This window comes from Acinetobacter sp. PFS20, from assembly GCF_052261015.1.
GTDB lineage: Bacteria > Pseudomonadota > Gammaproteobacteria > Pseudomonadales > Moraxellaceae > Acinetobacter.
The window spans coordinates 36,469-56,189 of the sequence record NZ_JBPVZE010000001.1 but is presented as its reverse complement, the minus strand read 5'-3'; the positions used below and the strand labels follow the sequence as shown (position 1 = coordinate 56,189).

Annotated in this window: 20 protein-coding genes; 11 read left to right on the top strand and 9 right to left on the bottom strand. The window is 38.0% G+C overall.

Annotated features, from left to right (window positions below):
- Positions 1-86 precede the first annotated feature (86 nt).
- Complete coding sequence (locus ACS125_RS00210) at positions 87-2,147, bottom strand: site-specific recombinase (RefSeq protein ID WP_312824536.1); 2,061 nt, start codon at positions 2,145-2,147, stop codon at positions 87-89.
- 14 nt (positions 2,148-2,161) lie between these two features.
- The gene (gene sdsA, locus ACS125_RS00205) at positions 2,162-3,139 is read right to left on the bottom strand and encodes an All-trans-nonaprenyl-diphosphate synthase (protein WP_151964384.1); all 978 of its coding nucleotides are present in this window, start codon (positions 3,137-3,139) and stop codon (positions 2,162-2,164) included.
- A gap of 443 nt (positions 3,140-3,582) precedes the next feature.
- Here sdsA and rplU point away from each other — a divergent pair, with 443 nt between their 5' ends.
- From rplU to ACS125_RS00170, 7 genes are all read left to right on the top strand, one after another.
- Positions 3,583-3,894, top strand: a complete 312-nt coding sequence (gene rplU, locus ACS125_RS00200) for a 50S ribosomal protein L21 (RefSeq protein ID WP_004639133.1) — start codon at positions 3,583-3,585, stop codon at positions 3,892-3,894.
- Between the two features lie 18 nt (positions 3,895-3,912).
- Positions 3,913-4,170 carry a 50S ribosomal protein L27 gene (gene rpmA / locus ACS125_RS00195; RefSeq protein WP_002116037.1) on the top strand — a complete coding sequence of 86 codons (258 nt, stop codon included), beginning with the start codon at positions 3,913-3,915 and terminating at the stop codon, positions 4,168-4,170.
- A 240-nt stretch (positions 4,171-4,410) separates the two neighbouring features.
- Positions 4,411-5,106, top strand: a complete 696-nt coding sequence (lolA, locus tag ACS125_RS00190) for an outer membrane lipoprotein chaperone LolA (protein WP_004789378.1) — start codon at positions 4,411-4,413, stop codon at positions 5,104-5,106.
- Positions 5,107-5,222: 116 nt separating this feature from the next.
- Complete coding sequence (locus ACS125_RS00185) at positions 5,223-6,023, top strand: RsiV family protein (RefSeq protein ID WP_312825377.1); 801 nt, start codon at positions 5,223-5,225, stop codon at positions 6,021-6,023.
- Positions 6,024-6,141: 118 nt separating this feature from the next.
- The gene (gene serS / locus ACS125_RS00180) at positions 6,142-7,413 is read left to right on the top strand and encodes a serine--tRNA ligase (RefSeq protein WP_004789381.1); all 1,272 of its coding nucleotides are present in this window, start codon (positions 6,142-6,144) and stop codon (positions 7,411-7,413) included.
- A 67-nt stretch (positions 7,414-7,480) separates the two neighbouring features.
- Entirely contained in the window at positions 7,481-8,854 is a 1,374-nt protein-coding gene (cysG, locus tag ACS125_RS00175; RefSeq protein WP_174728327.1) for a siroheme synthase CysG, read from the top strand.
- Positions 8,855-8,897: 43 nt separating this feature from the next.
- Positions 8,898-9,371 (top strand): tRNA (cytidine(34)-2'-O)-methyltransferase, encoded by a 474-nt coding sequence (locus ACS125_RS00170; protein WP_002116042.1) that lies wholly within the window; start codon positions 8,898-8,900, stop codon positions 9,369-9,371.
- 59 nt (positions 9,372-9,430) lie between these two features.
- Here ACS125_RS00170 and ACS125_RS00165 read toward each other — a convergent pair whose 3' ends face one another.
- Positions 9,431-11,074 carry a PT dipeptide repeat lipoprotein gene (locus ACS125_RS00165; RefSeq protein ID WP_443269931.1) on the bottom strand — a complete coding sequence of 548 codons (1,644 nt, stop codon included), beginning with the start codon at positions 11,072-11,074 and terminating at the stop codon, positions 9,431-9,433.
- 101 nt (positions 11,075-11,175) lie between these two features.
- Between ACS125_RS00165 and ACS125_RS00160 the strand changes: the two genes are divergently transcribed.
- From ACS125_RS00160 to ACS125_RS00150, 3 genes are all read left to right on the top strand, one after another.
- Positions 11,176-12,366 (top strand): cupin-like domain-containing protein, encoded by a 1,191-nt coding sequence (locus ACS125_RS00160; RefSeq protein ID WP_443269929.1) that lies wholly within the window; start codon positions 11,176-11,178, stop codon positions 12,364-12,366.
- An 85-nt stretch (positions 12,367-12,451) separates the two neighbouring features.
- Positions 12,452-13,261 carry a DUF6502 family protein gene (locus ACS125_RS00155; protein ID WP_443269927.1) on the top strand — a complete coding sequence of 270 codons (810 nt, stop codon included), beginning with the start codon at positions 12,452-12,454 and terminating at the stop codon, positions 13,259-13,261.
- A gap of 16 nt (positions 13,262-13,277) precedes the next feature.
- Positions 13,278-13,910, top strand: a complete 633-nt coding sequence (locus tag ACS125_RS00150) for a hypothetical protein (protein ID WP_443269925.1) — start codon at positions 13,278-13,280, stop codon at positions 13,908-13,910.
- A 43-nt stretch (positions 13,911-13,953) separates the two neighbouring features.
- Here the strand turns inward: ACS125_RS00150 and ACS125_RS00145 are convergent, their stop codons facing one another.
- On the bottom strand, positions 13,954-14,334 hold the full coding sequence (locus ACS125_RS00145; RefSeq protein WP_443269923.1) for a winged helix-turn-helix transcriptional regulator: 381 nt from the start codon (positions 14,332-14,334) through the stop codon (positions 13,954-13,956).
- Between the two features lie 117 nt (positions 14,335-14,451).
- On the opposite strand from ACS125_RS00145, the gene ACS125_RS00140 reads away from it, so the two are divergent.
- Complete coding sequence (locus ACS125_RS00140; protein WP_016143322.1) at positions 14,452-15,012, top strand: flavodoxin family protein; 561 nt, start codon at positions 14,452-14,454, stop codon at positions 15,010-15,012.
- A gap of 37 nt (positions 15,013-15,049) precedes the next feature.
- Here ACS125_RS00140 and ACS125_RS00135 read toward each other — a convergent pair whose 3' ends face one another.
- From ACS125_RS00135 to ACS125_RS00115, 5 genes are all read right to left on the bottom strand, one after another.
- Positions 15,050-16,435 carry an APC family permease gene (locus ACS125_RS00135; RefSeq protein WP_013196978.1) on the bottom strand — a complete coding sequence of 462 codons (1,386 nt, stop codon included), beginning with the start codon at positions 16,433-16,435 and terminating at the stop codon, positions 15,050-15,052.
- A gap of 266 nt (positions 16,436-16,701) precedes the next feature.
- A complete protein-coding gene (locus ACS125_RS00130; RefSeq protein WP_004789399.1) occupies positions 16,702-17,886 on the bottom strand; it encodes an iron-containing alcohol dehydrogenase in 1,185 nt (394 codons plus the stop codon).
- Between the two features lies 1 nt (position 17,887).
- Entirely contained in the window at positions 17,888-18,421 is a 534-nt protein-coding gene (locus tag ACS125_RS00125; RefSeq protein WP_004789401.1) for a hypothetical protein, read from the bottom strand.
- A gap of 81 nt (positions 18,422-18,502) precedes the next feature.
- Positions 18,503-19,156, bottom strand: a complete 654-nt coding sequence (gene lipB, locus ACS125_RS00120; protein ID WP_443269920.1) for a lipoyl(octanoyl) transferase LipB — start codon at positions 19,154-19,156, stop codon at positions 18,503-18,505.
- A gap of 205 nt (positions 19,157-19,361) precedes the next feature.
- Entirely contained in the window at positions 19,362-19,649 is a 288-nt protein-coding gene (locus ACS125_RS00115) for a YbeD family protein (protein WP_002116017.1), read from the bottom strand.
- Positions 19,650-19,721 lie beyond the last annotated feature (72 nt).

Genomic DNA, 19,721 nt, shown 5'->3' with positions numbered 1-19,721 from the left:
AATTCATTTTGAAAATTTTTTAACATTTGGAAAAACAATCACAACAAAATTGACGAAAATCACATTTTGTGTACAAAGCAAAATTCTTAGTGGTCTGCTTTTTTTCCGTTATTTGTAGTCGTATTTTCTTCAAGTTCTAGCGGCTGTTTTGGGGGCCAGAAAAAATCGCTTGGGCGAGTCAGGAAATGGGTCATAACGAGTTTGGCTAAAGGTTTCCATTGTTCGAAGCGAACACGACGTGCACGTAGAGCCACAATAATCGTTAAGGTGAAACTAACAAATAAGTTAGTGAGACCAATACATAGCACGCCTAGAAAGGACACGATAATCAGTCCGATGTCTGGGCTGCCGTTAATGGTCATTAAACCTTGGATAAAGTTAGCCGAAGCAAAGGCAATATGACGGATATCTAAAGGTAAACCTAAAATAAACCCTATGGTACCCATACTTCCTAACATAATCCCGAATAAGAAGTTACCCGCTAACGCTCCTAAGTTACGTTCAATATAATCAGCAAAACGGTTGAGGCGATCTTGCCCAAACCAGTTTGCTAAGCGGCGATGCGCTCTTAGGCGTGGACCGACTTTTCGGTAAACAGCCATGTTGTCAAAGTAGCCAGCAATGAGACCCGACAAAAATAAGCAAACTCCGGCAATTGCTGCATGGGGAACTGCTAAAGAAGTGAATGGATTTAGGCTGTGCAACAAATACGTTGCTTTAGTATGGGTTAATAACGGTTCATCAAGATAAAACTGCCAAGCAAAAGTAATGAGTGCGGCAGTAGGAATCGCAATCGAAATATTGCCTAAAATAGCAATAAATTGAGTTCGGATAATATTAATAATCAGGGCTGCTAACTCTGCAATCTGAGCTGTTTTAGAACCTCTACGCTGCTGTACTGTTGCAGCAAGAGCCGCCGCCGTCATTGCGGGTTGCTTGGTAGCAACAGTAAAGTGCAGAACATGAATCAGAATAAAACCTAGAGAATAATTCATACTAAATGTAAAGGCTTGCATGAGCGGAGCCATTGTCATTCGTGCTGCAAGAATTTTTAAAGATGCCATAAAGGCAATAATGACGCCTGCTCCAGCAGCAGCTTTATACATGCCCCAAAAGCCTTTGGTATCAGTACTTACATAATGTTCACCTGTTCGGCTGGCATTTTCAGTCACTTGAAAGGCAATAAGTTCACTGGTTGTGCTGAGTAAAGAGCGAACACTTTTTTCACTATAGTGCGCCTTGGTTAAATCGGAAATAAGGTGCCCTAACGAAACATACTTTCCATGAGTATTATCTACAACCAGATAAAGTAATAATTCAATACGATCAAGACATTGCTCAAGTAATGACAACAAATAAGTCAAACTTAAACTTACACCAATTCTTTTAGTAGCACGGCGAATCTTTAACACCACATCCCGACATTGTTCCAACATAACAAATGCTTGTGATGCATCGGGAGGAGCAATAACTGCAATCTCATGATCAGAAAGTTCTTGTTTTTTATATTTTTCTATAAATTCAATAATTTCACGATTCTGAACTAGAAACGGGGATTCATATTCCGTTAATTCTGGTTGAGCATTAATAAATTCGGGATAAAGACCAATTCCACTAATTCGATAGGATAAGACAGTGATGGCTTTAATCATTTCATTTTGAATGACTAACTTTTCATCGACATTACTTTGGCTTTGCCCAATAAGACTAAATAAATTTGACCAATCTTCATCAGCAATATTATTGAGCCAGATTTTGTCACTTTCTAAATAGAAAATTCTTCCAATTAATATTTTGAGTTGGCTTGCATCTTCAATTAACGGTAAAAAATGTGCTCCGAGTCTTTGTCCAAGCTGGTTCCAGAAACCATCTAAAGACAAAATCCCGCTGTCCGCATATAAGCTGACTTGCTTATAGCGATTAATCAAACGTAATAAGAAAGTTTGTAATAGAAAGAGTGCTGTAGGTGTACGTAAAAGACTTTCAATTAAAGCCTGTATTTTGTTCTTAATTTCATCCGTATCCTCTGGGTCGGATGGGCGAACGACATTGACGAGTTCAATCAGTAGATTTTCATCAATGACAGCTTGAGGATCCTCAAGCTGCTTCTCTATTTTTAAAAAATGTTCTGAAAAATTTACATGCATAGGCAAAATAATATCTATTGTATTCGATGTAACGCAAGCTGAGTTAAGTTAATCAATGCCTGACGATACGGTGTATCGGGTAGGTTTGATAAAGCTTGCAGTGCTGCTTCTGTTTCTTCTTGGGCACGTTGGTTGCAATAATCTAAAGCACCAGACTTTTGTACAATTTCGATGACCTGAGATAATTGGTCTACTCCACCAGTGGCGATACTGCGACGAATAATCGCATGCTCTTCACCTGTTGAGTGTGCTAATGCAGAAATTAACGGTAAAGTTGGCTTACCTTCCATTAAATCATCACCAATATTTTTACCTAATGTTTCAGCATCTGAAGTGTAGTCTAAAATATCATCAATAATTTGGAATGCATTACCAAAATGACCAGCAAACAATCTTAAAGGTTCACGATATGCTTCTTGTCCAGCCAGAATAGCAGCGCCTTCTGTAGCGAGTTCAAATAGACGAGAAGTTTTACCGTGAATAATTTTTAAATAAGTTTCTTCGGTTGTATCTGGTTGATGCTGTGATTGAAGTTGTAATACTTCACCTTCAGCAATTTCACATGTACCTGTTGAAAAGTCTTTCAATAAAGTCATGTTATTTAAATCGACCAGTAAATCGAAAGCACGTGCGATGAGGAAGTCACCGACTAATACAGCGGTCTGATTATTCCATGTCGCATTTGCTGTAGGTCGACCACGTCGAAGGCCAGATTCATCTACCACATCATCATGGACCAATGTCGCGGTATGCAACATTTCAATGATTGCAGCTAAACGTTGTGCGTTTACCATGTTATCTAAACCACAAGCACGGGCTGCAAGTAAACACATGATTGGGCGCATACGCTTTCCGCCAGCTTCAACAACATGCTTGCTGACAGACATGACTAAACCGACTTTTGAGCTAATTCCTTCATTAATCAAGTGATCCATCGCAGCAAAGTCTGAGGCAACAGGCGCAAGAATGTCTTGCTTGAAATCGATGACCATATGAAGAAAAACCCCGTATTGGTAGATAAGTGGCGTTAGTGTATCAATTAAAGGTGTGTTGCACAGGTAAACAAGTGGCTGATATTAATCATTTCTATTGTCTTTATGCGTTCTTTGTTCTTTATTTAAGCAAAACATGATATTTCCGGCAAAACAATAAATTTAATGACATCAGCATTAATACAACTTGTTCTTGTCGCAATTTGTGTCTGGAACTGTATTTTAATTTTCATTCAGAATCAATGAAAACTGCTAAATTCCAATCTAAGCTGTCTGTTGATTTTGTAAAAAGAGGGGAATAGGAACCACTGATAAATAGAAAATACTTGTCGTTTGATCAAATTTCACTTAAAATCTGTCGCCTTATATAACCCCAGTGGCGAGCGTTTTAAGATCGATATATCCCTTATCGGCACGTCGACACGGGCTAATTGGAGTACATTATGTACGCAGTAATCCAAAGCGGTGGTAAACAGCACCGTGTAGTTGAGGGTGAAACCCTTAAAGTTGAATTATTGAAAGCTGAATCTGGTGCGACTATTACATTTGATGATGTATTGATGGTTGTAAACGGTGACAGCATTCAAATCGGTGCTCCAGTTGTAGCTGGCGCTAAAGTAACTGCAGAAGTGGTTGGCCATGGTCGTCACGACAAAATCCGCATTATCAAAATGCGTCGTCGTAAACACTACCGTAAACAACAAGGTCACCGTCAATGGTTCACTGAGTTGAAAATTACTGGTATTTCAGGCTAATCACGAGGAGTAAGAGACATGGCAACTAAAAAAGCCGGTGGATCGACGAAGAACGGTCGTGATTCAAACCCAAAAATGTTAGGTGTTAAAGTTTACGGCGGTCAAGCTGTAACTGCTGGTAACATCATCGTTCGTCAACGTGGTACTGAGTTCCACGCTGGTGCAAATGTTGGTATGGGCCGTGACCATACTTTATTTGCTACTGCTGACGGCGTAGTAAAATTCGAAGTGAAAGGTCAATTTGGCCGTCGCTACGTAAAAGTTGAAACTGTATAAGTTTTAGCTTCAAAAAAAGCCCACATTTTGTGGGCTTTTTTTATGGAATTTAATCTTGTGTATCTTCATCATGATGAATGAAATTCTACAAACAACATGAATAACATAACAAAATATCTTATTTTCTCAATGATTAGCACAGAGTTTGTCGGTTAATATGAGTCTTGAATTAAGAGCTTGCTAAGTTTCATAACTTTGGAAGATGGCAAGTTGTCTTACAGCAACTAAAAAGGTGATGACATGAATATGCTTCGTAAAACTATGTGTGCTATTACACTCAGCGCGTCAGTGCTTGCTCCTGTAATGAGTACTACAGTGTTTGCTGCGCCTGTAGCAGCACCGGAGCAACAGGCAATTGGGAACCTGGTTAATCAGTTATCAGGATTACAGCGTTTGACTGCCGACTTTGAACAAACAACTAAAGCCAATACAAAAACTGTGGCACAGAAAAAGAGTTTAAGTGCACAGCATATGAACCAGACATTTAAAGGCTCAATGAAAGTTGAGCGTCCGGGGAAATTTTATTGGGAAACAGTAAGTCCTGCTAAACAAACTATTGTAACGAGCGGAAAAACAGTTTGGATCTATGATCCAGATTTACAACAAGCGGTTCGCCAAAGCTTAGATGATCAGGTTGCAGATACACCAGCATTATTACTCTCTGGTAATACCAACCAAATCATGAAGTCTTATCGTGTAACACAACCCGATAAATCTAAACTTTATTTCACATTATTCCCGAAAAAAGAAGATGGGGCATTCCAAAGCTTAACGATTAGCTTTGGAGCAAATAAAGCGCCTACACTTATGGTATTACAAGACTCATTAGGTCAAACCACCTATGTACGCTTTAAGAACGTTAAAGTAAATGCTTCAATTCCAGCATCAGTCTTTAACTTTACGCCACCAAAAGGTACAGATGTTATTGACCAATAATTAAAGCCTCTTCAAAAAAGCTACCGTAAAAGGTAGCTTTTTTTATATAAGAGAGACAGATACATTTTTTAACCCCGTCTTATTCTTACGCTTTGTATAGTGTTAGAGGTAAATTCATGGGGATTATTATGCGACTTTACGATAAGAAAATTATTTGTATTCTTCCATTAATGGCTGCAATGGCAATGGTGACTGGTTGTCAACCAAAGTCGGCCGCCAAAGAAGAGCAGGCTGCTTCGACTGCAAAAGTTAAAGAAACGAAAGAGGCTGGTGTTCCTGTAATTCAAGCAAAAGTAATCCCAGTAAAATTGCCAAAATCAAAAGTTTGCTTAGAAGATGGTTGTACTGAGTATGATTTTCAAACAGTACAGACCAATCAAAAATGGATTAATGATTACTTCACCAATCGTATAAAGAAAGCAGATCCGAATGCTTTTGCAAATTTAGCTGATCAACCAGTTGAAGTACCTGAAGGCGAACCAAGTTCAAGTCAAAGTGCAATCTATGTTCGTTATTTAGGGCAAAACTATAATCTTGCCACCTTTGCATTACAGACTTATTCGTACTCAGCTGGTGCTGCACACGGCATGTCTCATCAAGAATTTGTAAATTTTGACTTATTAAATAAAAAGCACATTACTGTTACTGAACTTATTCAACCAGATATTGAAAAACAGTTGGTTGATGCCCTCTATGATGCAAATACAAATTGGCTTCAAGAGCACAATATCAATCGTGAAAAACTGCAATTAAGTGATAATTTCTACTATGGCGCAAATGGGATTGTTTTTGTCTATCCAATTTATGAGTTGGCTTCTTATGCCGAAGGAATGTCTGAATTAACGTTGCCGTATTTTGAAGCGAGTAAATTCATTAAACCTGAGTATTTACCGAGCGTGCCAAACTATAAGTTCTAAAATAGGTGATCTATTCTAACAATTGTGTGAAAGCTATTCGTTATGAATATGATCACTATATTTTTTAGTGTGAAGGCCTTACACTATAGCCAGTTTTTTACCCATATTATGATTGATTATGATCGACCCTAAGTTACTCAGAAATAATATTGAAGCTGTTAATGCGGCTTTGGCAAAACGTGGTGTTCAATTAGATGTTCAAGAATGGGCTTCTTTAGAAACTCGCCGTAAAGACTTGCAATCAAAAACTGAAAAATTGCAGGCAGAACGTAATGCCGGTGCAAAACAAGTGGGTCAGATTAAAAAATCCGGTGGTGATGCTTCTGAAATCATGGCGCGTATGCAGGCGATTGGTGATGAAATCAAAGCTGCTGAAGTAGCTTTGTCAGAGCTCCAAAACGAGATTGAACAAAAAGCGCTTAGCATCCCTAACTTACCAGATGAATCTGTTCCTGCTGGTAAAGATGAAGATGATAACGTTGAAATTTCAAAATGGGGTACGCCTCGTCAGTTTGATTTTGAAATCAAAGATCATACTGACTTAGGGGAGTGGATGGGCGGTTTAGAGTTTGAAACTGCGACTAAATTGACTGGTTCACGTTTTAGTGTGTTGAAAGGTTCTTTAGCGCGCCTACAACGTGCTTTAACGCAGTTCATGCTTGATACCCATACTTTAAAGAATGGCTATACAGAAGCTTATGTGCCTTATTTGGTAAATGCTGATTCACTTCGTGGTACTGGTCAATTACCAAAATTTGAAGAAGATTTGTTCAAACTTCAAGGCGAAAAAGAATATTACCTCATCCCTACAGCAGAAGTTCCTGTTACTAACTTCGTTCGTGATGAGATTATTGATACCGAACGCTTGCCATTAAAATATGCAGCGCATACACCGTGTTTCCGTAGTGAAGCTGGTTCTTATGGTCGCGATACACGTGGTTTAATTCGTCAGCATCAGTTTGATAAAGTTGAGATGGTGCAAATCGTTAAACCTGAAACTTCTATGCAGGCACTTGAAGAACTTACTGCACATGCCGAGGGCATTTTGCAGGCACTTGGCTTGCCATATCGCAAAATTTTGCTCTGTGGCGGTGATATGGGCTTCGGTGCGACTAAAACTTACGACTTAGAAGTTTGGGTTCCAAGCCAAAATACTTACCGTGAAATCTCAAGTTGCTCTAATATGGGTGATTTTCAGGCACGCCGCATGAAAGCGCGCTACAGAATGGATCAAAAGAAGACCGAATTGGTGCATACTTTAAATGGCTCTGGTCTAGCTGTTGGTCGTACTTTGCTTGCTGTAATGGAAAATTATCAACGTGAAGATGGTTCTATCGAGATTCCAGAAGTATTACGCCCATATATGGGTGGTTTAACATTTATTGACTAAGCTTTGCATCTAAATTGTGCACGGTTTTTGCTTAATTCAAATCAGATGATTAATGTAGAGGTTTAAGGTGGATATTTTTCCAATCTCTTTAAAGTTGCAACAGCAACGTTGTCTGATTGTGGGTGGTGGGCATATCGCTTTGCGCAAAGCAAATCTTTTAGCCAAAGCTGGAGCAGTAATTGATATTATTGCTCCGGCAATTGAAGATCAGCTTTTATCGTTGATTCAGGCAACTGGAGGGCAGTACTTTGCTGAGACCTTTGCCGAAGTTTTTTTAAATACTCCTTACAGATTAGTTATTGCTGCCACTAATGATGCGCAAGTAAACAAAGCTGTTTTTGAACAATGTGAAGCGCGTAATTTACTGGTAAATAGTGTCGATGATATTCCGCACTGCCGTTTTATGGTTCCAGCGATTATTGATCGTTCTCCATTGATCATTTCTGTTGCCTCAAATGGCGCATCGCCAGTTTTATCTAGACAACTTCGTACTCAAATCGAAACGATTGTTCCACATGGCATGGGTAAATTGGCTGAGTTTTCTGGTCAATGGCGTAAGCAAGTAAAAGAAAAGATTACTAACCCCGATGAGCGTCGAATCTTTTGGGAAAACCTCTATGCCAGCCCATTAAAAGAACAAGTTTTTAATGATAATTTAGAAGTTGCAAATGATTTGATTCAGCAAGCCTTAACAGAATGGACTGCACCTAAAGGTGAAGTTTATTTGGTAGGGGCTGGACCCGGCGATCCTGAGCTACTGACACTAAAAGCATTGCGTCTTATGCAACAAGCAGATGTGGTGATTTATGATCGTTTGGTGTCTGCACCAATTTTAGAACTTTGCCGTCGTGATGCGACCAAAATTTATGTTGGTAAAGCCCGTTCAAATCACTCTGTTCCCCAAGATGGTATCAATGCTTTATTGGTTGAATATGCTCAAAAAGGAAAGCGTGTTTGTCGTCTAAAGGGTGGTGATCCATTTATCTTTGGGCGTGGTGGTGAAGAGATTCAAGAGCTAGTTGAGGCGAATGTCACTTTCCAAGTTGTACCGGGCATAACAGCAGCATCAGGTTGTTCAGCTTATGCAGGAATTCCATTAACTCATCGTGACTATGCGCAAAGTGTCCGTTTCTTGACTGGGCATTTAAAGGAAGGTTCACCTGAACTCCCTTGGAATGAACTGGTTTATGAAAATCAAACTTTAGTCCTCTATATGGGGTTGGTTGGTTTGGAACGTATTTGTGAGCAACTTATTGCTCATGGTCAACGTGCTGATATGCCTGTAGCCTTAATTTCTAAAGGAACTACACCAGAACAGAAAGTTATTGTTGGGACATTAGCTGATATTGCAACAAAAGTGTCTGAACATCATATCGTGGCGCCGACTTTAACCATTATTGGTGAAGTGGTGAGTTTACGTGAACAGTTAAAATGGCAATAAGTTCATCTGAATTTATTGCTGGTTATTAAAGTCGAGAAAATTTGTGATTCATGTTGTTCTATACGAGCCTGAAATTCCTGCCAATACAGGCAATATCATTCGTTTATGTGCTAATACGGGCGCACAGTTACATTTAGTCAAACCCCTAGGTTTTGAGTTGGATGATAAAAAACTCAAAAGAGCAGGCCTTGATTATCATGAATGGGCACGTATGCAGATTTGGGACAACATTGAACTGTGTCTTGCAGACTTAAAAGCTAAAGGGGTTGAGCATGTTTTTCCACTCACCACTAAAGGTTCTGCAACTCCACATACAGTTGATTTGAATCGACCTGTGGCTTTATTGATGGGGCCAGAAACACGTGGCTTGCCTGAGCATGTTCGCTTAATGTTTCCGCAAGAACAATGGATCCGTTTGCCGATGGCCGAAAACTCAAGAAGTTTAAATTTATCTAATGCAACGGCTGTGATTGTTTATGAAGCATGGCGTCAGCAGGGTTTTAAAAACTTAGGGTAAGTTACTAATTTTGAGTAAGAATAAGGCCACAATTGTGGCCTTATTTGTTTTTAGATGTCTTATTTAGGGAAAACAACACCACTTGCTAAATCATAATTTGTTGGAGAGTTGGTATAGACTGATCCAAGTCGAACTGCAAAGAACCAACCTAATTTACCTTGGTCTTGAATTCGATTTTCAACAAGATATGGCTCATCTGTTTCGGATGCAGCATCTTCAATAAATACTTTATATTCAATAGGTCCCGTATTTTCACTATCACGCTCAAATAGATAACCATCAATATTAAAGAAGCCTAGGTTATTGTTCGCATCAACCAATCTATAACCTTCGGCTGCTTGCTCTTTAAGGAGTTTTTCAAGTTTAATTGCATCTTCCTTGTTAAACGGAATATGTTGTGGAACTTCAAAATAACGATACGCATAGGTTCCGTTATGTGTACTGCTATTTACACAAGTTGGTACATAGAAGGTTCCATTCGTTGTGCCATTATTGGTGAACGAGGTGTTTGCGTAAATGAGTTTACAACCTTGTGCACCAAGTTCGTTGAAGGCATTTAAAATTGTTGTGCGAGAGGTATTGGTTAAGAATCGATTAGAGTAAGAATATGTTGCTGGTTTCTTATCATTTTTAACAAATAAATATTTATCTGTATTAGATGTAACTTCTCCAAATGAAAGTTTATATATATAGCCTAAGCTACCTTGTTTATTTAACTCATTAACCCATAGTAAATAACGGTTTGCTACCGAGTTGGTTTTAACATCAACTGTCTTATAGGTGTATGTGTCAGTGGTTTTATTGTTTTTAACATATAAATTTTTATATAGGGCAAAGCTACTATCAGGATTATCTAAACTTACAGATGGTGTGAGAAGGGCATAGCCTTGACGTCCTTGGTCATTAAGTTGGGTTAATAGATCTGCCCAAGATTCCTTATTATCTCCTAGTCTATAACTTGCTGTTGCCAATACTTGTGTCGGCTTTTGCATGCTTGCTGGTGGTGTCGTTTTTGTGAAGCAAGTATTTATGAGATCAAAGTTTGCTTGCTGCAAATAATTATGTATCGCATTTGGTTCATCTGTAGGAACTAGACAGAATTGGTTTGCATTTTTAAACCCTAGAATAGCTGGCTGTTTTTGCTCTAATTCTCCAGCTACTACAAGCTGCCAATCTACTTTGTTATAGCTTGAGGTTTGTATAGTCTGTGGTGCTCCAATATTTGAAACCAGACTAAAATCTTCAGCTTGGCGGTAACTTGCAACAATGTTACCTGTACAGTTCGATTCATTCTCATAACGTACTGTTTCACTGGTAAATCGAACGCTGTTATCAGAAACCTTAATGACGTTCATTTTTAGAGCAGAGCCGTTAATACAAGCTCCTTTACCCGCTAACCAACTTCCAACAAAGCGATCCGCTACACTTGTTGGTGTTGGTGTTGGTGTTGGTGTTGGTGTTGGTGTTGGTGTTGGTGTTGGTGTTGGTGTTGGTGTTGGTGTTGGTGTTGGTGTTGGTGTTGGTGTTGGTGTTGGTGTTGGTGTTGGTGTTGGTGTTGGTGTTGGTGTTGGTGTCGGTGTCGGTGTCGGTGTCGGTGTCGGTGTCGGTGTCGGTGTCGGTGTCGAATCATTATCGTCAGACCCACACCCACTTAAAGCTATAAAAATCAAAGCAATGCTGCTTCCTTTTACTATGTTATTCATCACATGAACCCTTTTTTTATTAAAAATGTGAAAATTTAACATTTTTAAAATAGATCAATTATAATGCAGTTGTAAAGATCAAATTTGAAAAAAGGTTCAACATGGCAGCTTATAATCAAATTGAAATATTCGAACAAAGTCAAAAATGGTTTGACCAGTTGCCATTAGAATGGAAAAACTGGCTTGAAGAAAATTTAGAAAAAGGGTGTGCAATTGAACAATTAGTCGATGTGTTAAAAGCAAATGGATTTGAGCCAAGATTTGAAATGAATGATTTGAAATTTCAGACTTTATCGGATCATGATCAAGAGTGGATCATTGAACAAGTTTTAAATGAGGTTACGTCTGAGCAAATAGTAAAAATATTAATAGAGCAGGGGCATGATGGTTTAAAAGTAAAAGAATATTTAAATAATTTAGAAAATAATCAGCTATATAAAATTTTGAAGAAAAAGCATCATCAACTTAAAAAACGTGAATGGTTAATAGAAATTGTAGATCAATTGGCACAGCTAAACTCTGGCTATAGTGAAGAAATTCCTTCAATTACTGCTCCACAGTTCTCTGTTTTTATAAAGAATTACTATAGTCAACATCGGCCTGTCATTTTAAAAGAAGGAATAGAACATTGGCCAGCTTTGCACAAATGGTCTCCGCAATATTTTGCTTCTAAATTTGGCCATCATTTAGTTGAAGTTCAGATGAATAGAAATTTAGATGAACAGTTTGAAAGACATTCTCCATCACTAAAACACAAAATGAAGATGTCGGAGTTTGTATCAAAAGTTATGGCAGTTGATGCTAGTAATGATTTTTATATGACTGCAAATAATGCGACCAACAGCCATCAGATGCTTCAAGAACTATTTTTAGATATAGGTGATTTTGCAGAAGGTTATTGTGATTTGGCTTTAAAAGATGAGCGTAGTTTTTTATGGTTTGGGCCTAAAGGAACATTTACGCCATTACATCATGATTTAACGAATAATATGTTAGTTCAAATTTATGGACGCAAAAAAGTAACTTTAATTCCTGCCTTGCAAGTTCCTCATCTATATAACGATCATTGGGTGTTTAGCGAATTAAGTAATGCAAATAAAATTGATTTTGAAAAATATCCTTTGGCAAGATTAATCACTCCAGTGGAATGTAGTTTGAATGCTGGGGAGGCTTTGTTTATCCCCATTGGTTGGTGGCATAGTGTAGAAAGTTTAAATGTCTCAATCAGTATTTCTTTTACCCATTTTAATGCGCCAAATCATTATGTTGATCGGTTTCCAAAAGAGGTCTAAGAATGAAAATTGCATCTTAAACCGTTCAGTGTGACAATTGCTCGGCCCATACTGTTTTTCAAATATGAAGGAAAATTGTTACCCTATGACCACACTCCAAACGAACAATGCAGAACTTAATCAGAAGCAGGTATTAATGTTAATGGAATACCTGACGCAATGGTTAATTCGTTCAGGAGTGGGATATAACGACTTTGTGACTGCTTTGAAACCTATTTTCTATCAACAAGCTTTAACTGAGCTAGAGCGTATAGAGCAAAAGCCAACTGATTCAGCGGTCAGTTTACTTTCAGGGTTACATCGCAAAGATGTGAATGCATTTAAAAAGGCGATGCAGGCTGGGCAGCCTTTAACAGAAGCAAAAGTAGCAGAGCCAGTAAGTGTTCCTGCTCGAGTGATTGGCTTGTGGCTTGCAGAGGGATTAGCAGAAAAAATTCCTTTTATTAGTGAAAATCAGATTAGCTTTGAAAGTTTGGTAAAGAAAATTTCAACTGAAAAACATCCAAGATCTATTCTGAACGAACTTGAGCGTTTGAACATTGTGAAAGAACAAGATGGCCTTGTGATGTTGCAGCAGCGTAGTTTTATGCCTGATGTTGAGCAATTCGAGGTTCGAAAATTATTAACGAATAACTTAGAGGCACATTTAGCTGCCGGAGTTCATAATTTATTTCAGCCAGAAAAAGAGCCCTATTTAGAACAAGCAATTTTTGCTGATGAATTAACAGATGAATCGATCACTTTACTCAAAGACGCAAGTTTACGCTTGTGGGAAGATCTATCACTGCAAATACTTAAGTTAGCCATTGAACGTTGTGCACTCGATGAAGGAAAAGAGGGTGCAACCAAAACTTTCCGTTTCGGAGCTTATCAATATGATGAAAATAACTTATAAAAAATTAATAATATCCATGAGTTTCATTTTGATGGGTGGTCTTTTGACTGCTTGTGGAGAGGATTTATTCGCAGGTGGTGCTAGTTTAGGTGGATCGGGAAATCCGACTAAACCTGGTAAACCGGGTGATTATGAGACACCAGCCGATGGAGAGAAAGGTGACTCAAAAGATAATGAAATTTGGTTACCCGCACCTGTTGAAGATGACTGTAATGGCTTGCATCGTAAATTACAGTTCCTGAATAATGTAACGCGTGAACCCATCGAAAAAGAAACAGTTTTTAAATATGCACAGCAGTTAACTTTAAATGGCACAATTGCTTTGCAGATTACTCAAACTAATACGGGTTTAGAGAAAATACAAGAACGACAACCTGCGTGTTATGTACCTTTAGAACTCTATTTATTTGGAAATACTAAACGTTCTTATCCAGAAAATGAGTGTAAAGAGACCCAAACTTACGAATATAAGCCTAGTGAAACCAAAACTTTTATTGTCAATTATCCTGCATTTGAAGTCATGAATGGTACTTGGAAATATGGTCTAGAAAGCACCTATTTGAAAAATGAGCAGGAGTTAAAACAATGCGAACCTTTAACTATTCAATTTAAAATAAGTGCGCCACCTGAACCGATTAAAATTAATTAAGATGAGCCACTCATGAGCTATAAAATTTTAAGGGAAGTATGAGTTAAGCCTGTTCTAATGCTTTTTCATCATAAGTTATTTGAGCTGCTAAAACTTGTTCAATATTGGTTTCGGCCCATTCCTTTAATTGGAACGCCATTGAAGCTACATTTTGCCCTAAAGAAGTAAGTGAGTAATCAACACGAATTGGGGATGTATTCTGAATTTTACGCTCGATAAAACCGTCTCTCTCCAGCATTTTTAACTTTTGTGATAAGACTTTAGGGGAGATACCTTGAATATTCTTTTTGAGCAAATTGAAGTGCTGAATTTCCTCCTCAAGAACATTTAAAATCAATAAAACCCATTTATCTGCAATTTTTTCAAAAAATAAACGAGCAGGGCAATGTTGTTGAAAAATATTATATTTTAGACATTCATTCATACCATTTACCTATAATTTCTTGAAAAAACTACCCTAGTTACCAACTAGTAACTAATTGACACCTAGTTTCTAAAATATATCATAAAGTGGAATTTAATAAAACAAAGGTTTGCTCCCATGTCTAACTCTAATATCGCGGTTGTATATTTCTCTGGTTATGGCCACACTAAAGTCGTGGCTGAAACGTTTGCAAACGAAATTAATGCTCAGCTCATCCAAATTGATCAAGAGGGAAATATTACTGATCAAGATTGGCAGACATTAAATGATGCGAAGGGGATTGTTTTTGGTGCGCCTACTTATATGGGTACAGCGCCCTGGCAGTTTAAAAAGTTTGCTGATGCAACTTCAAAAGTGTGGTTTACACGTGGTTGGCAAGATAAAGTATTTGCAGGTTTTACAAACAGCGCGAGCTTAAATGGTGATAAGCAAGTAACTCTTATTCAACTGCAAACTTTAGCATCACAGCATGGTGGCATTTGGGTGAGCCTTGGTTTATTGCCAGCAAATACGAAAGATGCAACACGTGAAGATGTAAACAACTTAGGTGGTTCGGTAGGACTTTTAGTTCAATCACCTTCGGATGCAAGTGTGGAAGAGGTTCCGACAGGTGATCTTGAAACAGCAAAACTTTATGCTCAACGTGTACAAAGCATTGTAAATAAAATTTTTGGTTAATTTGACCATAAAAAAGGCGCTTTAAGCGCCTTTTTTATTACTCATGCTCGTTATGTTGCGGAGCATTATATTTAAAGCCTTTGGTTTTATAGGCCAAATAACCTACACCAATAACGGCCCAAGCTAAGCCAATTTGTAAGGCAAGCTTATCAATCTCTAACCACATCATAAAGACACTGGCAAAACCAAGCGTTGGTATAGCAATATAATTAATGATGTCTTTAAGCGTTTTATTCTTGCCATCTCTTAATGCATAGCGAGAAACTACGGAGAAGTTAACAAAACTAAAAGCAGTTAAAGCACCAAAACTAATCAAGTTAACAATATGCTCAAGATCTAAAAAGCCAGCAGATAAAGCAACCACACCTACAATAAGAATGTTGTAAGTTGGGGTATGCAATTTTGGACTGATATGACCAAATAATTTCTTGTTGATGACTCCATCTCGTCCCATCACATACATTAAGCGTGATACACCCGCATGTGCAGAAATACCTGATGCCATCACAGCGACTACAGCAAAATATAAAACCAAAGTTTTAAACATCAAACTACCAATCGCAGCGACCATCACAGGTTGTGATTCATCTAACGGATTGAAGTAAGTATTTGGATTACTTGGGAAATATAATTGGATGAAGTAAGTACTTACAATGAAAATAATACCTGCAAGTAATGCTGTAGAAAAAATAGCTTTTGGTAGCGTTTTTTCTGCATCTTTTGTTTCTTCAGCAAGAGACGATAAAGCATCAAATCCGGTAAAAGAGAAGCAGAGTACAGTCGCGCCAGCAATTAAAGAACTGACAGATGTCATATCGTTCCAAAAAGGAGTTAATGACCACAATGCCGCTTTATCTGGATTTAAAGTTCCATCTGCATATACACCTTGAGTAAGTAAGATATATACTTGATAAACAAAATAAAAAATTACGCCAAGCTGAATAACAACAATCGTACTGTTAAAACGTGCAACGAACCGTGCACCAAATAAATTAATAACAGTCATAAGCGTTGTTAAACCAATCACCCATAACCAGTTATTTACTTCTGGAAAAAGAGCTCTTAGATAAATATCTGCCAAGATAATATTAACAAGCGGTGACAGTAGATAGTCTAACCAAGAAGACCAACCCACCATAAAGCCAACGTTAGGGTGAATTGATTTTTGAGCATACGTATAGGCCGACCCAGAAGAAGGGTAGCGCTTAATCATATGTCCATAACTGATCGATGTTAATAAGATTGCGACTAATGCAAAAATGTAGGAAGTTGGTACATGACCACCACTTCGTTCTGACACTAAACCAAAAGTATCAAATAACGTTAATGGCTGAATGTAAGCTAAACCAATAATAACAATATGCCAAAGTACAAGATTCTTTTGAAGCTTGCCTGTTGGTTTAGTCCCAGATAAATTTGTCAACGGCGTTATCCTCATAATCGTTGATCAAGGATCAGCTTGGTGTTAAGGATCGTTTGAGACGAACGATCCCCCCTACAGAAAAAGATAAAGTGCGCCAATCTATCCTAAATTGATATAAATTGTCAGTACTTTCATCTATTTTTTAGCAATTTTTTTGCCATATGTTTCAAATAAAATAATCAATAAAAATGCTTAGTGATAAAAAAGGTCTGATTCAATATATAAATCAGACCTTTATGGGATTTCTTGGAGTTTGACTTATCGAATTACCAAGCTTTTTCTAAGATATCTCGGATATCTTTTAAGCTTGCTTCTTTCGGGTTGTAAATAATTGAGCCATCATTTAGTGCTTTTTCTGCAACTTCATCAAGCTGTGCTTCAGTTACTTTACCTGTTTCACGTAGAGTGCGTGGTAACTTTGTTAAAGTAAATAGGCGATCACGCATTGCTAAGATAGTTGTAATTGCTCTATCTGCACGCTGGGTTGCAGGCGTTTGTGCATAAATATCTGCACCAGCAAGCGGTAATAGTAACTCACCAATTTTCTGACCATTTACTTGTTTATTATATTCAAGTACATACGGTAAGAATAAATTCATGCATAGACCGTGGGGTAGGTGAGCAACAGCACCTAAAGCATGACCTAAAGAGTGAACTAAGCCGACCATTGAATTAGAAAATGCAATACCAGCCATTGTTGAAGCTTGAGCTAACTCTAAACGGCCTTGTGAGTCATTTGGGTTTTCTAAGACATTAAATAGATTTTCACTAATCTTTTTAATTCCGGCACTTGCATAAGCATCGCTCAATGGATTGGCAGCCATACATGTATAGGCTTCTACACAATGCGTTAATGCATCCATACCAGTCATTGCAGTTAAATGAGGCGGTAATGTAAGTGTCATGCGTGGATCTAAAATCGCTGCATGTGGCATTAAATAATAAGAAGCAAATGCTAACTTAACATTTTTTTGAGTATCTGAAACCACTGCAACCATTGTTACTTCAGAACCAGTGCCTGAAGTTGTTGGAATCACAAAAAATGGTTTTAATGGCTTCGGTAAGTTATGAGCACCTGCATATTGCAGTAAGTCATTTCCACCTTCAGAAACTAAAATATTAGTTGCTTTAGAAGTGTCTATGACTGAACCACCACCTACAGCAATGATCGCATCACATTTGTTTGCACGATAAGCTTCTGCTGCAAGGCGAACAACCTCTAAACTCGAGTCGGGTGGAACATCATCAAAAACATGACCAATGACAGCATCAGTTGTACTAAATGCAGCTTCAATCGGATTTAATAAGCCATTTGCGCGTACACCCTTATCTGTAATGATAAGAGGGCGTTTTGCACCCAAAGTTGCAAGCTCAAACGGAATATGTTCTAACGCAGCATTACCAGCAATGACTTTTACAGGACAAAAGAATTCGTAATATGGTTTGGCCATGTTATGCGCTCCGCTTGAAATAGGACTTGGCTACTTTTAGGTAAATATTTGCAGCCTCGTTGAATTTTTCTTTTAGGCTAAGTTCAGTTGGGTATTCTTTGACTGCTAGTGAAGCAACCAATTTAGGTAAAATAAGAGCTTCCATTTTATTTAGGCAGCGTACTAAGCGGATAGCAGCAGATACATCACCATCGGCAATCATTCGGTCATTGGCAAATGCTTGAGCAGTACTTTCTTGAAAAGAAAATACCAAAAAGGCATGAGTGACGTGTTTGAATGTAATCGTTAAGTCTGGTTTTCTTTCAGCTCTTTGAAGTAGTTCTAACTGTTTGTCTTCTGTCACTCGAGCAAAAAATGCTGGTCCATTCGGGAAAACATTCATTGAAAGTACAAAGTGAACAGGAAATTTAGATACTTCCTCTTGTATTTCAGTGTCCACTTGACTTGCCATGACCAAGCCACGACCAATAACATCCATCATGAGCTTAACGTAGGCAAGTTGCAGAGTCGGCTTTACCGCTTTTGTCGAAATCACTCGCGTATCCCTTGTTAAAATTATGCGAAAGCAAATTTAGAGTAATTACTCTAATCCATTTTTATTTCATCGCAAAGCGATTTATTCATATTTGACTTTAGGGTCATTAAAGTACCCAGTACTATTAATATACTCAATAAAGTCCTGACAAAGTTGACCAAATGATGGATAAGGAGTCACTAAATCTTGTATACGTACCATTTCTAAGCCTGCATAACCGCAAGGATTGATGGTCTGGAATCCATCTAAGGTGCAGTCCAAGTTTAATGCTAATCCATGATAACTACGACCACGACGAATTTTAAAACCTAAAGAACCAATCTTACGACCATCTACATATACCCCAGGTGCATCGGGTTTGGCATAAGCTTCAATTCCATATTTTTTTAAAACATCTATCATAAATTGTTCAGCAAAACTGACCAAAGTACGTACGTTCCATTTTAGTCGATTAAGATCAAACATGAAGTAAGCCACAAGTTGACCAGGGCCATGCCAAGTCACTTGCCCGCCACGATCAGTTTGTACGACTGGAATATTTGATGAAATTAGGATGTGTTCTGGTTTACCAGCTTGACCTTGTGTTAAGACATTATAATGTTGAAGTAACCATAACTCATCAGGCGTATCTTGATCACGCTCGTTTGTTAAGAGTTTCATGGTTTCGAACTTGCTTTGATAATCTTGTAAATCGTTCCATTGGCGAATGATCAAGTTGGGTCTATCAAGGCTCATCACAATATCTTCCTATAAGTTGGTTTCTGCGGCACCCAGTTAATATCTGCAAGATAGAAGCCGAAAACCCTGTAATTTTAAAGGATTTTATAATAGGGTTTCTAAATATTTATATTGTTTTTTTACTGTTTGATAACTTAAAAATTTCTCAAAAAAATACCACAGTAAGAGTGTCTGACTGTGGTATTGATTGAAGAACTTAAAATTAAAGCGCAGTTCTAATCTGCGGGCAAGCAGCCAAGTCAGCATAAAGTGCATGAACTTGTTCTAATTCTTCAAAGCGCAATTGTGCTGTTAAAGAATGATACTTGCCGGTGCGAGATTCTTGAACTTTTAATGTTGAGTGGTCGAAGTCTGGGAAATGTTTCACCAAAATATCGACTACAGCAACACGTAATTCTTCACCCGCATCGCCAATAAGTTTAATTGGATAATCCATCGGAAATACCCAAAGATGTTCTTGTAGTTCGCGAGATGGAGTGCGGTCTAACATAAGTTACCTCATGATTTGAAACGCCTGCATTATCGCAGGCGTTTATAGCTCTTTCTATTAAATGGGGCTTGG

Coding starts and splice junctions, on each gene's coding strand:
- ACS125_RS00210 (WP_312824536.1), bottom strand. CDS start 2,147: ATGCATGTAAATTTTTCAGAACATTTTTTAAAAATAGAGAAGCAGCTT.
- sdsA (WP_151964384.1), bottom strand. CDS start 3,139: ATGGTCATCGATTTCAAGCAAGACATTCTTGCGCCTGTTGCCTCAGAC.
- rplU (WP_004639133.1), top strand. CDS start 3,583: ATGTACGCAGTAATCCAAAGCGGTGGTAAACAGCACCGTGTAGTTGAG.
- rpmA (WP_002116037.1), top strand. CDS start 3,913: ATGGCAACTAAAAAAGCCGGTGGATCGACGAAGAACGGTCGTGATTCA.
- lolA (WP_004789378.1), top strand. CDS start 4,411: ATGAATATGCTTCGTAAAACTATGTGTGCTATTACACTCAGCGCGTCA.
- ACS125_RS00185 (WP_312825377.1), top strand. CDS start 5,223: ATGGGGATTATTATGCGACTTTACGATAAGAAAATTATTTGTATTCTT.
- serS (WP_004789381.1), top strand. CDS start 6,142: ATGATCGACCCTAAGTTACTCAGAAATAATATTGAAGCTGTTAATGCG.
- ACS125_RS00165 (WP_443269931.1), bottom strand. CDS start 11,074: ATGAATAACATAGTAAAAGGAAGCAGCATTGCTTTGATTTTTATAGCT.
- ACS125_RS00160 (WP_443269929.1), top strand. CDS start 11,176: ATGGCAGCTTATAATCAAATTGAAATATTCGAACAAAGTCAAAAATGG.
- ACS125_RS00155 (WP_443269927.1), top strand. CDS start 12,452: ATGACCACACTCCAAACGAACAATGCAGAACTTAATCAGAAGCAGGTA.
- ACS125_RS00150 (WP_443269925.1), top strand. CDS start 13,278: ATGAGTTTCATTTTGATGGGTGGTCTTTTGACTGCTTGTGGAGAGGAT.
- ACS125_RS00145 (WP_443269923.1), bottom strand. CDS start 14,334: ATGAATGAATGTCTAAAATATAATATTTTTCAACAACATTGCCCTGCT.
- ACS125_RS00140 (WP_016143322.1), top strand. CDS start 14,452: ATGTCTAACTCTAATATCGCGGTTGTATATTTCTCTGGTTATGGCCAC.
- ACS125_RS00130 (WP_004789399.1), bottom strand. CDS start 17,886: ATGGCCAAACCATATTACGAATTCTTTTGTCCTGTAAAAGTCATTGCT.
- lipB (WP_443269920.1), bottom strand. CDS start 19,156: ATGAGCCTTGATAGACCCAACTTGATCATTCGCCAATGGAACGATTTA.
- ACS125_RS00115 (WP_002116017.1), bottom strand. CDS start 19,649: ATGTTAGACCGCACTCCATCTCGCGAACTACAAGAACATCTTTGGGTA.